Source organism: Streptomyces sp. ISL-36, from assembly GCF_018614205.1.
GTDB lineage: Bacteria > Actinomycetota > Actinomycetes > Streptomycetales > Streptomycetaceae > Streptomyces.
This window is the reverse complement of the sequence record NZ_JAGGOS010000110.1, coordinates 1-14,019: the sequence shown is the minus strand read 5'-3', so window position 1 is coordinate 14,019 and position 14,019 is coordinate 1. Positions and strand designations below refer to the sequence as shown.

Here is a 14,019-nt window from a genome sequence, read left to right as displayed (position 1 = left end):
ATGGCCGGCCGCTTCCCCCCTCGCCCCACCCGCACCACCGTGCGCGGCGGCCATGTCCACGTACCCGCCGCCCGGGCTCCCCGCCCCTCGGTCGGCCTGGCCCGCCGCTGGGCGCCGGACGCCCCCACGGACCTCGGCCTCGTCCTCGGCCCGCTCCGCCGCGGCCCGGGCGACCCCACCTTCCGTACGGCCCCGGACGGCTCCGTCTGGCGGGCCACCCGCACCCCCGAGGGTCCCGGCACGCTCAGGGTCGCCCTCCGCCGGAGCGAGGGCGTCGCCGAAGCCGAGGCCTGGGGGCCGGGTGCGCAGTGGCTCCTGGACCGGCTGCCTCAGCTCCTCGGCGCCGAGGACGACCCGGAAGCCTTCACCCCGCGCCACCGCCTCCTCGCCGCCACCCACCGTCGCCGCCCCGGCCTCCGGCTGACCCGGACCGGTCTCGTGATGGAGTCGCTGATCCCGTCGATCCTGGAACAGAAGGTCACGACGGACGAGGCGTACCGCGCCTGGCGGCTGCTCGTACGGAAGTACGGCGAGCCCGCCCCCGGGCCCGAGGAGCGGCTCCATGTGATGCCCGCCGCCCGCGACTGGTCGCTCATCCCGTCCTGGGAGTGGCACCGCGCCGGCGTCGACAACAAGCGCGCCGCCACGATCCTGCGCGCCGTCAAGGTCGCCCGCCGGATGGAGGAGGCCGCCGCGATGGAGCCCCGGCAGGCCCAGGAGCGCCTGGAGCTGATTCCTGGTATCGGCCCCTGGACCTCCGCGGAGACGGTCCAGCGCAGCAACGGCGCCCCCGACGCCGTGAGCGTCGGCGACTACCACCTGCCGAGCATCGTCGGCTACGCCCTCGCGGGCGACCGCACCGCCGACGACGCCGCCATGCTCGCTCTTCTCGAGCCCTACGCGGGCCAGCGCCACCGCGCGGCCCGCCTCATCCTCCTCAGCGGCCACATCCCGCCCCGCCGCGCACCCCGCATGACCCCGGGCAACATCGGAGCGCTCTGATCACCGGAGCGCTCTGATCACCGAAGCGCTCTGATCACCGGGATGCTCTGATCACCGAGCCGCTCTGATCACCGGGTCGCTTCGGCCATCGGGCCGCTTCGGCCGCCCCTCGGGGTGCTCCGAGAGGCGTCAGCGCACCTCGATGAACTGCCCCGCCTGCCGCGCCGGCCTGTCCTTCGGCGGCGCCGCCGCGTGCCCGACCGCCACTGCGCCCATCGGATCCCAGCTCTCCGGCAGCCCGAGGGCCTCCCGCACGACCTCGCGGCAGAACATCGTCGAGGACACCCATGCCGAGCCCAGCCGCTCGCCCGCGAGCGCCACGAGGAAGTTCTGCACGCCCGCCCCCGCCGCGACCACGAACATCTCGCGTTCGGCGGCGTCCCTGCGTGCGTCCCCGTAGTGGTGCGAACCGTCCATGACCAGGCAGGGCACCACCAGATACGGGGCGTTGCGCAGCACGTCGCCGCGGCGCACCCGCTTGGCGATCGACTCCTCCGACCTGCCGTCCCGCCGCAGGTCCGCGATCCAGGCGTCCCGCATCGCGTCGAGCAGCCGGGTCCTGGACTCCGCCGATTCGAGGAGCACGAAGCGCCAGGGCGTGGTGTGGTGCGGGGCCGGCGCTGTGACAGCCGCGGCGACGGCACGCCGTACGCCACCCGGGTCGACCGGCTCGTCGGTGAACTCCCGGACGGTACGGCGCAGGGTCACCGCCTCCCGTACCGCCTCCGAGGTCCCGAGCCGGAACATGTCGTCGGCCGCGCCGCGGACCAGGGCCCGGGCCCCGTCCTCGCCGTCACCGGCCACGACGTGCGCGAGGCCTCGCACGACCGCGACCGGTGTGCCGCTCGTCTTGCCCTTCACCAGGTCACCCGCCGCGGCGAGTTCGTCGGCGGTGGCGACCACGGTCGCGCTGAGCGGATTGCCGTGGGCGTCCGTGCCACCGCGCAGGTCGTCGAGGACCCGCACCCCGGCCGCGCCGATGGCCACGTCGGTCAGTCCGCTGCGCCAGGGCCGCCCGAAGGTGTCCGTGACGACGACACCGACGTCGACCCCGAGCGCGTCCCGCAGCCCTTCCCGTATCGCCCGGGCCGAGGCGTCCGGGTCGACGGGCAGCAACAGCACGGTCCCGGCGGGGGTGTTGGAGGCGTCGACACCGGCCGCGGCCATGACCAGGCCCTGCCGGTTCTCGACGATCCGGAGCGCCCCGCGCCGCGCGACGACGCGTACGGTCTCGGCGTCGATGGCCTCCTCGCGGTCGTCGGCGGCGATCACCCGCCCCTCCGCCTTGCTGACGATCTTGGAGGTGACGAGGAGGACGTCCCCGTCCACGAGCTCCGGCGACACCGAGGCGATCAGCTTGGCGAGGTCGTCCCCGGGTCTCACCTCGGGCAGCCCGGCGAGCGCCCACACCCGGAACTCCGCCCCCGCAGCGCCCGTCATCCCCGGACCTCCTCCGCGAGCGCCAGCGCCTCGCGCGCCATCGCCGCCGTGGCCTCCAGGTCCGTCATCATCAGCGGCACCGCCCGGCAGCGGATGCCCGCCGCCTCGACCTCGGCGACCGTGCCGGCGTCGACCGTGTCGACCAGCCAGCCGTCGAGCAGCCCGGAGCCGTAGTGCTGCGCCACCGCCGCGGCCGTGGCCTCCACGCCCACCGCCGCGAGCACCTTGTCGGCCATGCCCCGCACGGGCCCGTCGCCGACGATGGGGGAGAGGCCGACGACCGGCACACCCGCCTCCGCGATCGCCTCGCGGATGCCCGGGACGGCGAGGATCGTGCCGACCGACACGACCGGGTTCGACGGCGGGAAGAGGATGACGTCCGCCTCCGCGATGGCCCCGAGCACTCCGGGCGCGGGCTTCGCGGCCTCCGCGCCGACCGCCACGACGGCCTGCGCGTCGACGGACGCCCGCAGCTTCACCCAGTACTCCTGGAAGTGGACCGCCCTGGACTCGCCGTCCACCTCGATGGCGACATGGGTCTCGACGCGGTCGTCGGACATCGGCAGGAGCCGCACGCCCGGCTGCCAGCGGGCGCACAGCGCCTCGGTGACCGCGCTGAGCGGGTAGCCGGCGCCGAGCATCTGCGTACGGACGATGTGGGTGGCGAAGTCACGGTCGCCGAGGCCGAACCACTCGGGTCCCACTCCGTACGCCGCGAGCTCCTCTTTCACCGTGAAGGACTCGTCCGCACGGCCCCAGCCCTGCTCCTCGTTGATGCCACCGCCGAGGGTGTACATCACCGTGTCCAGGTCCGGGCAGACCTTCAGCCCGAAGAGATGGATGTCGTCACCGGTGTTACCGATGACCGTGATCTCCGCGTCCGGCGCGGCCTGCTTGAGGCCGCGAAGGAAGCGGGCACCACCGATGCCACCGGCCAGAACCACAATGCGCATGTGGATCAGTCTGTCAGGCCGGTACGACACCCAGGGCCGTCGGGGCGCATTGGGCCTGGCGGGACTCGTGCATGGGCATCTCGGTCAGGCCGGGGTAGTACACGTGCAGGCTGACCGCCGGTTCGAGGGAGTCGTTGACGACCTCATGGATGTACCCCGGCGCGAAGACGCGCTGCGCGCCCTCCGTGAGCGTCCGCGCGCCGCGTTCCGTACGCTCCGTCAGCTCCCCTTCGAGGACGGTCAGTACGCCGGAGGAGCGGCCGTGGTCGTGTAGTCCGCTGCCCTGTCCGGGCACCCAGGAGAGCAGCCACACCTCGTAGCCGGGGCCGGTGCGCAGCCGGTGGTACCAGCGGGTGGTGGCGTCGTACTCGACGTGAGGGGCCCACAGGGCGCGGTCGGCCGCGATGGAGCGGGCGAGGCCCGCGAATTCGGCCACGGTGGAGGGGTGCTCGCGGGCGGGCTGGAGGAGGTGCTGGACCTCGAGGATGTCGCCGGCGATCTGAAGGTCGCTGTCGCTGTTCATGGGTGCGGTGGTTCCTCAGCAGAAGTGCAGGGTGTCGCAAGGCAGGGGAAGAGCGGAAGAGAAAGCTGCGCGGGCTGGAGCGCTACGGCATCAACAGCTGGGACAGCAACAGCAACAGCGTGCCTGGACAGCGCGGCGGAACCCACGGGCGTGGGTCGCGGAGGGCGCTGAGGTCGCTGGCATGGGATCAAAGGTGACGGCAGGGAGGACCGACTGTCAACCCAATGCCCGATATGGCGGTAATGTTTCACCTCATCCGGTTGCAGCGTCCGGAGAAAGGTTTGTGCAGTGGGGGAGCGGGACACATGGCGCAGCAACCGAGCCCGTAAACGCGGCGGCCGGTCCGTGATCGGACTGTGATCCGGATCGCTTCCGTGGCCGGATCGCAACAAGATCCGCGCCTCGGGCGTCTCTCCTTGCGGAGGGAACGGTGTGGGCGGGCCGGTGGATGTGTCACGTTTTTGGTGATTTGAACACTTTCCGCATAGCCTTGGTTCCGCAGAGTGAATACCGGGCCCAATAGCAGATTCCGGCTTGACTCGCTCAGAGCACGAACTTGTAATTTCACTCGTGTCGTTCGGCCGAAATCGGTAGCGGCAACATCACGGGGACGCAAAGACAGACGAGGGGCGCACATGACCGAGTTGTTCCAGGAACTGCTGGTCGAGGACGCGGACGAGGAACTCGGCTGGCAGGAGCGCGCGCTGTGCGCCCAGACCGATCCCGAGTCCTTCTTCCCCGAGAAGGGCGGCTCGACCCGCGAGGCCAAGAAGGTCTGCCTCGCCTGTGAGGTCCGCTCCGAATGCCTCGAATACGCCCTGCAGAACGACGAACGGTTCGGCATCTGGGGCGGTCTGTCCGAGCGGGAACGCCGCCGCCTGAAGAAGGCCGCGGTCTGAGGAGGACCCCCCGCACGGCACCCCCCGCACGTGCGCCTGCCAATCCGCGCACACCTGTACACAACGAACGGTCCGCCGCCTGTGCTCTGTCCACAGGCGGCGGACCATTCTGTTGCCAGCCGTTAGTGTGGGGCCCCGTCCGAGACGCACCCACTGCCCCCCGCGGGCGACCCCCCGGCCGGAGGGCCCGTACCTCGATGTCCTCAACTCCCGAGTTTCCGCGACACGTCGTCACCGCCGTGCTCGTCGCCCACGACGGCGCCCGCTGGCTGCCGGACGCCCTCGCCGGGCTGCTCGCCCAGGAACGCCCCGTGCAGAACGTCGTCGCCGCCGACACCGGCAGCGCCGACGACTCCGCGCAGCTGCTCGCCGACGCGATCGGTCCCGACCGGGTGCTCCACCTCGCCCGCCGTACGGGCTTCGGCGCCGCCGTCGAGGAGGCCGCCCGCACCGCGCCCGTGCTCGGACCCGAGGAACTCCCGTATCTGAAGCGCCCCAGCGGCTGGGACCCGGTCAGCAGGACGTGGAGCGACGACGCCTACGACCTGCCCGAACTCCCGCACGGCGAGCCCGTGCAGTGGCTCTGGCTGCTCCACGACGACTGCGCCCCCGAACCCGACGCGCTCGCCGAACTCCTGCGCGTAGCCGACGCGGACCAGGAAGCCGCCGTCGTCGGACCCAAGCTGCGCGGCTGGTACGACCGCAAGCAGCTCCTCGAAGCCGGCGTCTCCATCGCCCGCAGCGGACGGCGCTGGACCGGACTCGACCGCCGCGAACAGGACCAGGGGCAGCACGACCAGGTACGCCAGGTCCTCTCCGTCTCCAGCGCCGGCATGCTCGTCCGCCGCGACGTCTTCGAGGGCCTCGGCGGCTTCGACCGCCGCCTGCCCCTCATGCGCGACGACGTCGACCTGTGCTGGCGCGCCCACTCCGCCGGCTACCACGTCCTCGTCGCCCCGGACGCCGTCCTGCGCCACGCCGAGGCCTCGGCCCGCGAACGCCGCACCGTCGACTGCGCCGGCCGCTCCGTCGCCAACCCGCACCGCGTCGACAAGGCCGGCGCCGTCTACACCCTGCTCGCCAACAGCCCGGGCCGGACCCTGCCGTACGTCTTCGTCCGGCTCGTCCTCGGCACGCTGCTGCGCACCCTCGCCTATCTCGTCGGCAAGGTCCCCGGCCAGGCCGTCGACGAGGTCATGGGCCTCTTCGGCACGCTGCTGCGCCCGGAGAGGATCCTCGCCGCGCGCAAGCGCCGCAAGAACCCCGCTGTCCCCACGAGCTATTTCCGCCCCCTCTTCCCGCCGCCCGGCGCGACCGTCCGCGCCACCGCCGAGCAGGTCATGGCGAACTTCGGCGGCTCCGACGCCGACTCCGGCGGCTCGCGCCACGGCGTCGTCGAGTCCGGACCCGGCGGCGACGACGCCGACTTCCTGGAGATCGAGCAGTTCGCCCGGCTGAAGAAGATCGTCCGCAAGCCCGGACCGGTCCTCTTCGCCCTGCTCCTCCTCATCTCCGTGGTCGCCTGCCGCGGCCTCTACGGCGGCGGCTCGCTCGCCGGTGGCGCACTGCTGCCCGCCCCCGACTCCGTCGGAGGCCTGTGGGAGCGGTACGCGGACGCCTGGCACGCCATCGGCACCGGCGGCACCCAGACCGCACCGCCCTACCTCGCCGTCCTGGCCGGGCTCTCCACGCTCTTCCTCGGCTCCACCTCCTTCGCGCTCACCCTGCTGCTCGTCTGCTCGGTCCCGCTGGCCGGCTTCACCGCCTACTTCGCCGCCCGACCGATCGTCGAGTCCAAGCTGCTGCGCGCCTGGGGCGCCATCGCGTACGCCTTCCTGCCCGCCGCCACCGGCGCGCTCGCCGCCGGCCGCCTGGGCACCGCCGTCCTCGCGATCCTGCTGCCGCTCATCGCCCGCGCCGGCGTCGCCGCCCACGGACTGACCGGTCAGGGCCGCGGCAGCTGGCGCGCCACCTGGGCGTACACCTTCCTGCTGACCTTCGCGACGGCGTTCACCCCGATCGTCTGGCCGCTCGCCGTCGTCCTCGGCATCGCCGTGCTCGTCCTGCGCCGCTCCGACATCACGGCGTACGGACTGCGCTTCCTCGCCGCCGCCGGCACCCCGCTCCTCGTCCTCGCCCCCTGGTCGCTCTCCCTCCTGACCAGCCCCGCCGCCTTCCTGCGCGAGGCCGGCCTCGACGTCCGTACGGGGACGGCCTCCGCCCTCGACCTGCTGGGGATCAGCCCCGGCGGCCCCGGGACGCCCGGCAGCCTGCTCCTCATCGGCATCGTGCTCGCCGCCCTGGCCGCGCTGCTCCGCGAGGAACGGCAGTTCGCCGTCCGCGCCGCCTGGGCCGCCGCCCTCGCCGGCCTCCTGTTCGCCGCGGTCTCCAACGGCGCCGGGGGCACGGGCTGGGCCGGGCCCGCCACCCTCGTCTACGGCGCGGCCCTGCTCGCCGCCGGCATGATCGGTGCCGAGGGCGGACGCACCCGCGTCGCCGCCCACGGCTTCGGCTGGCGCCAGCCCGTCGCCGCGCTCATCGCGCTCGCCGCCGCCCTCGGCCCGGTCGTGGCCGCGACCACCTGGATGATCGGCGGCGCCGACGGCCCGCTGACCCGGCGCGACCCGGTCCAGGTCCCGGCGTTCGTCGCCGAGGAGAGCGACACCCGCGACCAGCCCCGCACCCTCGTCCTCGGCGGCACCTCACCCGGTGAGGTCGCCTACACCCTGGTCCGCGGCTCCGGCGGTCGCCTCGGCGACGCCGAACTGGCCACGGCAGGAGGCGGCGACCAGCGCCTCGACAAGGTCGTCGCGCACCTGGTGGCCGGCTCCGGCGCCGACCAGACCGAAGAGCTGAGCGGCTTCGCGATCCGCTACGTCCTCGTACGGGACGGCGCACCGCGCCAGATGAGCCGCGTCCTCGACGCCACGCCCGGCCTCAGCCGGCTCAGCCAGCTCGACGGCAGCGCGCTCTGGCGCATCGACCGCGAGGTCGCCCGGGCGACGATCGTCCCCGCGGCAGCCAAGGCAGAGGGAGCCGGCGGGGCCCAGGCGGCCGCCGAGCCGATCGCCGTGGCCGCCGGACCCGTCGAGGCGCACACCACGATTCCGGCGGGCCCCGCCGGCCGCGTGCTGCGCATCGCCGACCGCGCGGACGACGGCTGGACCGCCACCCTCGGCGGCAAGGAACTGAAGAAGACCACCGTCGACGGCTGGGCTCAGGGCTTCGAACTCCCCACCGGGGGCGGTCACCTCGACCTCACGTACGACGAGCCGCTCACCCACACCCTGTGGATCTGGACGCAGGTCGGCCTCGCCGTCGTCCTGCTCGTCCTCGCCCTCCCCGGCCGGCGCCGCGAGATCGACGACGACCTGCCCGAGGAGGAGGCCGTCATCCCCGCCCAGGCCATGGAGGGCGACGGCCGACGGGCACGCCGACTGCGCGCCGCGGCGGAGGCGGAGGCGGATGCCGCGTCTGCCGAGTCGTCCGGGGGGCAGCAGCAGGCCGCGGAGCCCGCCGCCGTCCAGGAGCAGCAGGCGTACGCCGCCGAGGAATGGCAGCAGCCGCAGGAGCAGTACGCCCAGCAGGGTTACCAGCAGCAGTACCCGGAGTACGCGGCCGACCCGTACCAGCAGCCGTACCCGCAGCAGTACCAGCCGCACGACCAGCAGGGATACGACCAGCAGCAGTACGACCGGCAGGGGTACGAGCAGCAGCCGTACGACCCGTACCAGCAGCAGGGGTACGCACAGCAGCCGCCGCAGGAGCAGCCGTCCCACGGGCAGCCGCCCCACGACCCGCAGCAGCCGTACGAGCAGCAGCCCTACGACCCCTACACGTACGGCTACGAGACCGAGCAGCGTCCCGACGGGAGCAGCAACCAGTGAAGCGCACCACCCTCTCCCTGATCGCGGTCGCCACCGCCCTCGCCGCCGTCACCGGCTTCGCCGCCCTGACCGCGCCCGACGGCACCACCTCCGCCCCGGCCGTCGCCAGACTGCCCCTGCCGGTGGAGCGCTCCAGTCTGGTCTGCCCGGCCCCGAGCACATCCGAGGTGGCCGAGACGGCCTACACGTCGTACACCCCGGCGGGGAAGACCGGCGCGAGCAAGGCGGAGGCCGGCAAGGCCGAGCTGAAGCCCGCGACCGTCGCCGCGACCCCGGGAGGGAGCACGGCGAAGAAGCCCTCGGCCGCCAAGGCCCCGGCCACCGTCGCCCAGCCCGGCACACCCGTCTCCGCCGAGGCGAACGGCGGCGCCGCCCCCGCTCTCACCGGCTCGGCGACCGGCCTCCTCGCCCCGGGCTGGACGGTGCAGCAGACCACCGTCGTCCCGGCGGGCGGCGCCCGCGGACTGCTCGGCGTCACCTGCACCGCCCCCGACACGGACTTCTGGTTCCCGGCCGCCTCCACGGCCAAGGACCGCCAGGACTACGTCCACCTCACCAACCCCGACGACACCGCCGCCGTCGCCGACATCGAGCTGTACGGCCCCGAGGGCCCGCTCCCGTCGCAGCTGACCGAAGGCATCCCCGTTCCCGCCCACTCCAGCGTCCCCGTCCTGCTCTCCACCCTCACCGGGGAGAAGCCCGCCGCCGACGTCACCGTCCATGTGACGACCCGTAGCGGGCGGGTCGGCGCGGTCATCGGCGCCGCCGACGACAAGCTCGGCAGCGACTGGTTGCCCGCCGCCGCCGACCCGGCCGGCACCGCCGTGCTGCCCGGCATCCCGGCCGATGCGACCTCGGTGCGCCTGGTGGCGTTCGTCCCCGGTGAGGACGACGCCGACCTGAAGATCCAGCTGGTCGGCGAGACCGGCACGATCGTCCCGGCTGCCGCGCAGTCGCTGCACGTGAAGTCGGGCATGACCGCGGCCGTCGATCTGCCGGACCTCACCCGGGGCGAGGCCGGCTCACTGCTGCTCACCCCGTCGGACGCCAAGAAGGCCACCCCGTTCGTGGCCGCCCTCCGCGTCGTCCGCGGCAAGGGCGACAAGCAGGAGGTCGCCTACATCCCGGCGACCGCGGCGATCTCCGCCCGTGCCACCGTCGCCGACAACCGCTCGGCCGGGTCCACGCTCATGCTGACCGCTCCCGGCGCGACGGCCGAGGTGAAGGTGACCGCCTCGGCGGGTACGCAGGGCGGCACGCCGGTCACCAAGACCTTCACGGTCAAGGCGGGGACGACGACGGAGGTGAGCCAACTGGTCCCGACGGGCCTGAAGGGCTCGTACGCCCTGACCGTCGAACGCGTCTCCGGCGGCCCGGTCCACGCCGCACGGACCCTGGCCCTGCCGCAGGACGGCATCCCCATGTTCACGGTCCAGACCCTGGGCGACGACCGCGGGACGGTCGAGGTCCCGGTGGCGAAGCAGGACCTCTCGGTCCTGGACGACTGACGCGGGACCTCTCGGTCGACCGACGCCGGACGACTCACGCCCGACGTCGGTCCCCGCGTACGGGTGCGGGCGCCGCTCCACGTACGCGGATCAGTCCTGCCCGTACCGCGGGTCGACCGACTCGGGCGAGAGGCCGAGCAGCTCCGCCACCTGCTCCACCACCACCTCGTGGACGAGCAGCGCGCGCTCGTCGCGGCTCTTCGAGCGGATCTCGACGGGCCGCCGGTAGACGACGACACGCGCAGGACCGTCCCTCTCCGCCGGCGCGGACCCGCCCAGCGGCACGGACTCGCCCGGCACCGAAGGCGGTACGTCGAGCACCATGAACTCGACGTCCGCCAGCTGCGGCCAGCGCCGCTCCAGCCGCTCCACCGAGTCCAGGACCAGATCACGGAACGTATCGGCCCGGCTCGTGGACAACGGCACCTGCGGCGGGGCGACCGGCCCCCGCATACCGCGGCCGTGACGGTCGCGGCGGCGCGTGCGGGGCTCGGGTGGAGCCGGGCGGGACTCCGCCGCGTGGGGCTCGGCGGGACGGGACGAGTGGCTCGGCGGCACAGGACTGTCCATCACTGACGCAGCGTAACTCTCCTCGGTGTCCCCCGACCGTGGCGCTCACGCGCCATGTCGAGCTCGGCCCGCCCCGGGATGTCGTGAATTGATCGTTTCGGTCAAGCCCGCGCTCGATTCTGCGGCTCCGGGCGATCGGCCATCTGGCCGGGGTTGACCGGATTCCTGCCGACCGTTGTCCGGATCGACCACGGTCCCCGCCCCCCGCTCCGTCCTTCCCCGCAGGTCAGTACCGTCGGTCCGAGAGGGGCCGTGTCCGAGGTCACACCGCGACACGGTGGAGTGACCTGGTGGAGAGTCGTCGCGGCCCGCTCAAGAGTGCGGTACCGTCCAACGTCGTGAGCCCTGTACGTCGCTGTTCGCGCACCGCGTGCGGCCGCCCTGCCGTCGCGACACTGACGTACGTCTATGCCGACTCGACTGCGGTCCTCGGCCCGCTCGCCACCTACGCCGAGCCCCACTGCTACGACCTGTGTGCCGAACACAGCGAGCGCCTCACCGCGCCGCGCGGCTGGGAGGTCGTCCGGCTCTCGGACGGTTCCGCCCCGTCCCGCCCCAGCGGTGACGACCTCGAAGCCCTCGCCAACGCGGTACGGGAAGCGGCCCGCCCCCAGGAACGTGCCGCCGGGGCCGGCGGCAAGGGCGGCGGCGGTCGCGGCGGTGACCCGATGGAGGTCGGCCGCCGCGGTCACCTGCGCGTCCTGCGCTCCCCGGACTCCTGAACGCCGGTCCTGGGGCTTGTCGAGCCCCGGTCCTGGGGCTTGTCGAGTCCCGGCCCTCGGCCTTCTGAGTCCCGGCCCTCGGCCTCCTGAGCCCCGGCCCCCGGCCTCCTGAGCCGCGGCCCTCGGACTTCCGAACCCCGGCCTCGGGCTGCCGAACCGCGGCGACCGAACTTCTGAACCGACCTCGCCCCCGACCCGGCGGACTGCGGCGCGCCGCCCCGACCCGGGTAGGTTAGGCGTTCGCATACGCGCCGCATACGCGTGCCGAGAATTCAGGAGGGTTGTTCCGTGGCTGCTGATCTGTCGCAGATCGTGAAGGCGTACGACGTCCGCGGGGTGGTGCCGGATCAGTGGGACGAGGACCTCGCCGAGCTGTTCGGCGCCGCGTTCGTCCAGGTGACCGGCGCGGACGCGATCGTCGTCGGCCACGACATGCGGCCGTCGTCGCCGGGTCTGTCGGGCGCCTTCGCCCGAGGCGCGGCCCGCCTCGGCGCCGACGTCACCCTGATCGGGCTCTGCTCGACGGACCAGCTGTACTTCGCCTCCGGCCGGCTGAACCTGCCGGGCGCGATGTTCACCGCCTCCCACAACCCGGCCCAGTACAACGGCATCAAGATGTGCCGCGCGGGTGCCGCCCCGGTCGGCCAGGACACCGGTCTCGCCGAGATCCGTACCCTCGCCGAGCAGTGGTCGGAGCAGGGCGCCCCCGAGGCCGCCCCGACCGCCGGCACGATCACCGAGCAGGACACCCTCGACGACTACGCCGCGTACCTGCGGGCCCTCGTCGACCTCACCGCGATCCGCCCCCTGAAGGTCGTCGTGGACGCGGGCAACGGCATGGGCGGCCACACCGTCCCCACCGTCTTCGCGGGCCTCCCGCTGGACGTCGTGCCGATGTACTTCGAGCTCGACGGCACCTTCCCGAACCACGAGGCGAACCCGCTCGACCCGAAGAACATCGTCGACCTCCAGGCCCGCGTCCGGGCCGAGGGCGCCGACCTCGGTCTCGCCTTCGACGGTGACGCCGACCGCTGCTTCGTCGTCGACGAGCGCGGCGAGGCGGTCTCCCCCTCCGCGATCACCGCGCTGGTGGCCGCACGCGAGCTGGCGAAGCACTCGGGCGGCACGATCATCCACAACCTGATCACCTCCTGGTCCGTCCCCGAGGTCGTGCGCGAGAACGGCGGCACGCCGGTCCGCACCCGCGTCGGCCACTCCTTCATCAAGGAGGAGATGGCGAAGTCGGGCGCGATCTTCGGCGGCGAGCACTCGGCGCACTACTACTTCAAGGACTTCTGGAACGCCGACACGGGCATGCTCGCCGCGCTCCACGTCCTCGCCGCCCTCGGCGGTCAGGAAGGCACCCTCTCCGAGCTGGTCTCCTCCTACGACCGCTACGTGGGCTCGGGCGAGATCAACTCCACCGTCGCCGACCAGGCCGGCCGTACGGCCGTCGTCAAGGAGACCTACGCAGGTCAGGACGGCATCAGCATCGACGAGCTGGACGGTCTGACGGTCGCGGCGGGTGACTGGTGGTTCAACCTGCGCCCGTCCAACACCGAGCCGCTGCTGCGCCTGAACGTCGAGGCCCGCGACGAGGCCACCATGGCCAAGGTCCGCGACGAGGTCCTGGCGCTGGTCCGCGCGACGGTCTGACCCCGCTGTCCCGCCGAGGGGCGGGGCGGGCGCCGAGCCGCGCGCCCCGTCCCCCGGCGGTAGGCTGACCTGGCCCAAAGGGCAGCACCACCATCGTTTGTTCGAAGGGACACCCCATGCCGCTCGAAGCCGGCCTCCTGGAGATCCTGGCCTGCCCGGCCTGCCACGCGCCGCTGAACGATCGCACGGCGGCCGAGACCCCCGAACTGATCTGCACGGGCGAAGACTGCGGCCTGGCCTACCCGGTCCGCGACGGCATCCCGGTCCTCCTGGTCGACGAGGCCCGCCGCCCGCAGTAGTCCCACCCTCGCGGCCCCTGCGACGAGGCCCACCCCGGCGTACTCCCGCCCGGAGTTCTCCCGTCAAGGAGGGCTTGTCGCTCGTCCTACGGACGGTTCGCCGCTGCCGTCGCGTCGCCGCAGCCAGTCGCCGTCGACATCGGCTCCGGTCGTCGACTTCGGCTTCGGTCGTCGACGTTGGCTTCGGTCGTCGGCGTCGGCGTCGACACCGGCGTCGACCTCAGCGCCGACGGTGAGCGACCGTCCACCGGAAGACCCGCACCTCTGCTCCGATCCCGGTCGCAGGTGGTGCGGGTGGGATCCACGAACCCGGCTCAGGCCGGGCACACACCACCGGCCCGCATCCGCACCCGCCCCGCCTTCGGAGGCCGCATGCTCGACGAGACCCTCCTCGACGCACCGGACGCCCTCGCCCTCGCCGACCGCCGCGGCCTCCTCCGGGGCGCCGCCGAGGCCGGCGCACGGGTACGGACCGCCGCCCGCCACGCCGCCGAAGCCGGAATCGCCGAGCTCAGTCCCGAGGGCCGCCCCCGCGCCGTCCTCGTCGCGGGCCCCGGCAC

At 73.3% G+C, this 14,019-nt stretch carries 11 protein-coding genes and 1 pseudogene; 8 read left to right on the top strand and 4 right to left on the bottom strand.

The window, feature by feature from the left end; translation table 11 throughout:
* A complete protein-coding gene (locus J7E93_RS26605; RefSeq protein WP_215072490.1) occupies positions 1-1,002 on the top strand; it encodes a DNA-3-methyladenine glycosylase in 1,002 nt (333 codons plus the stop codon).
* A 129-nt stretch (positions 1,003-1,131) separates the two neighbouring features.
* On the opposite strand, the gene J7E93_RS26600 is transcribed toward J7E93_RS26605, so the two are convergent.
* The 3 genes from J7E93_RS26600 to J7E93_RS26590 are packed head-to-tail and all read right to left on the bottom strand — an operon-like array spanning position 1,132 to position 3,918.
* Positions 1,132-2,442, bottom strand: a complete 1,311-nt coding sequence (locus J7E93_RS26600) for a coenzyme F420-0:L-glutamate ligase (protein ID WP_215072489.1) — start codon at positions 2,440-2,442, stop codon at positions 1,132-1,134.
* Positions 2,439-3,395 carry a 2-phospho-L-lactate transferase gene (gene cofD, locus J7E93_RS26595; RefSeq protein WP_215072488.1) on the bottom strand — a complete coding sequence of 319 codons (957 nt, stop codon included), beginning with the start codon at positions 3,393-3,395 and terminating at the stop codon, positions 2,439-2,441. Before cofD ends, J7E93_RS26600 begins: the two co-directional genes overlap by 4 nt.
* Positions 3,396-3,408: 13 nt before the next feature.
* On the bottom strand, positions 3,409-3,918 hold the full coding sequence (locus tag J7E93_RS26590; protein ID WP_215072487.1) for a cysteine dioxygenase family protein: 510 nt from the start codon (positions 3,916-3,918) through the stop codon (positions 3,409-3,411).
* A 635-nt stretch (positions 3,919-4,553) separates the two neighbouring features.
* Here J7E93_RS26590 and J7E93_RS26585 point away from each other — a divergent pair.
* From J7E93_RS26585 to J7E93_RS26575, 3 genes are all read left to right on the top strand, one after another.
* Positions 4,554-4,817, top strand: coding sequence for a WhiB family transcriptional regulator (locus tag J7E93_RS26585; RefSeq protein ID WP_015033978.1), 264 nt, complete (start codon positions 4,554-4,556; stop codon positions 4,815-4,817).
* Positions 4,818-5,014: 197 nt separating this feature from the next.
* Positions 5,015-8,704, top strand: coding sequence for a glycosyltransferase family 2 protein (locus J7E93_RS26580; protein ID WP_215072486.1), 3,690 nt, complete (start codon positions 5,015-5,017; stop codon positions 8,702-8,704).
* Positions 8,701-10,212: a DUF5719 family protein gene (locus tag J7E93_RS26575; RefSeq protein WP_215072485.1), complete on the top strand. Its 1,512-nt coding sequence runs from the start codon at positions 8,701-8,703 to the stop codon at positions 10,210-10,212. The genes J7E93_RS26580 and J7E93_RS26575 overlap by 4 nt, the downstream gene beginning before the upstream one ends.
* A 90-nt stretch (positions 10,213-10,302) precedes the next feature.
* On the opposite strand, the gene J7E93_RS26570 is transcribed toward J7E93_RS26575, so the two are convergent.
* Entirely contained in the window at positions 10,303-10,782 is a 480-nt protein-coding gene (locus tag J7E93_RS26570) for a metallopeptidase family protein (protein ID WP_215072501.1), read from the bottom strand.
* 290 nt (positions 10,783-11,072) lie between these two features.
* On the opposite strand from J7E93_RS26570, the gene J7E93_RS26565 reads away from it, so the two are divergent.
* The 4 genes and pseudogenes from J7E93_RS26565 to J7E93_RS26550 all read left to right on the top strand — a co-directional run.
* A complete protein-coding gene (locus tag J7E93_RS26565; RefSeq protein WP_215072484.1) occupies positions 11,073-11,504 on the top strand; it encodes a DUF3499 domain-containing protein in 432 nt (143 codons plus the stop codon).
* Between the two features lie 288 nt (positions 11,505-11,792).
* Entirely contained in the window at positions 11,793-13,160 is a 1,368-nt protein-coding gene (locus tag J7E93_RS26560) for a phosphomannomutase/phosphoglucomutase (protein WP_215072483.1), read from the top strand.
* 116 nt (positions 13,161-13,276) lie between these two features.
* Positions 13,277-13,459, top strand: a complete 183-nt coding sequence (locus J7E93_RS26555) for a Trm112 family protein (RefSeq protein ID WP_215072482.1) — start codon at positions 13,277-13,279, stop codon at positions 13,457-13,459.
* A 372-nt stretch (positions 13,460-13,831) separates the two neighbouring features.
* Positions 13,832-14,019: pseudogene (locus J7E93_RS26550) on the top strand (mannose-6-phosphate isomerase); the annotation flags it as partial.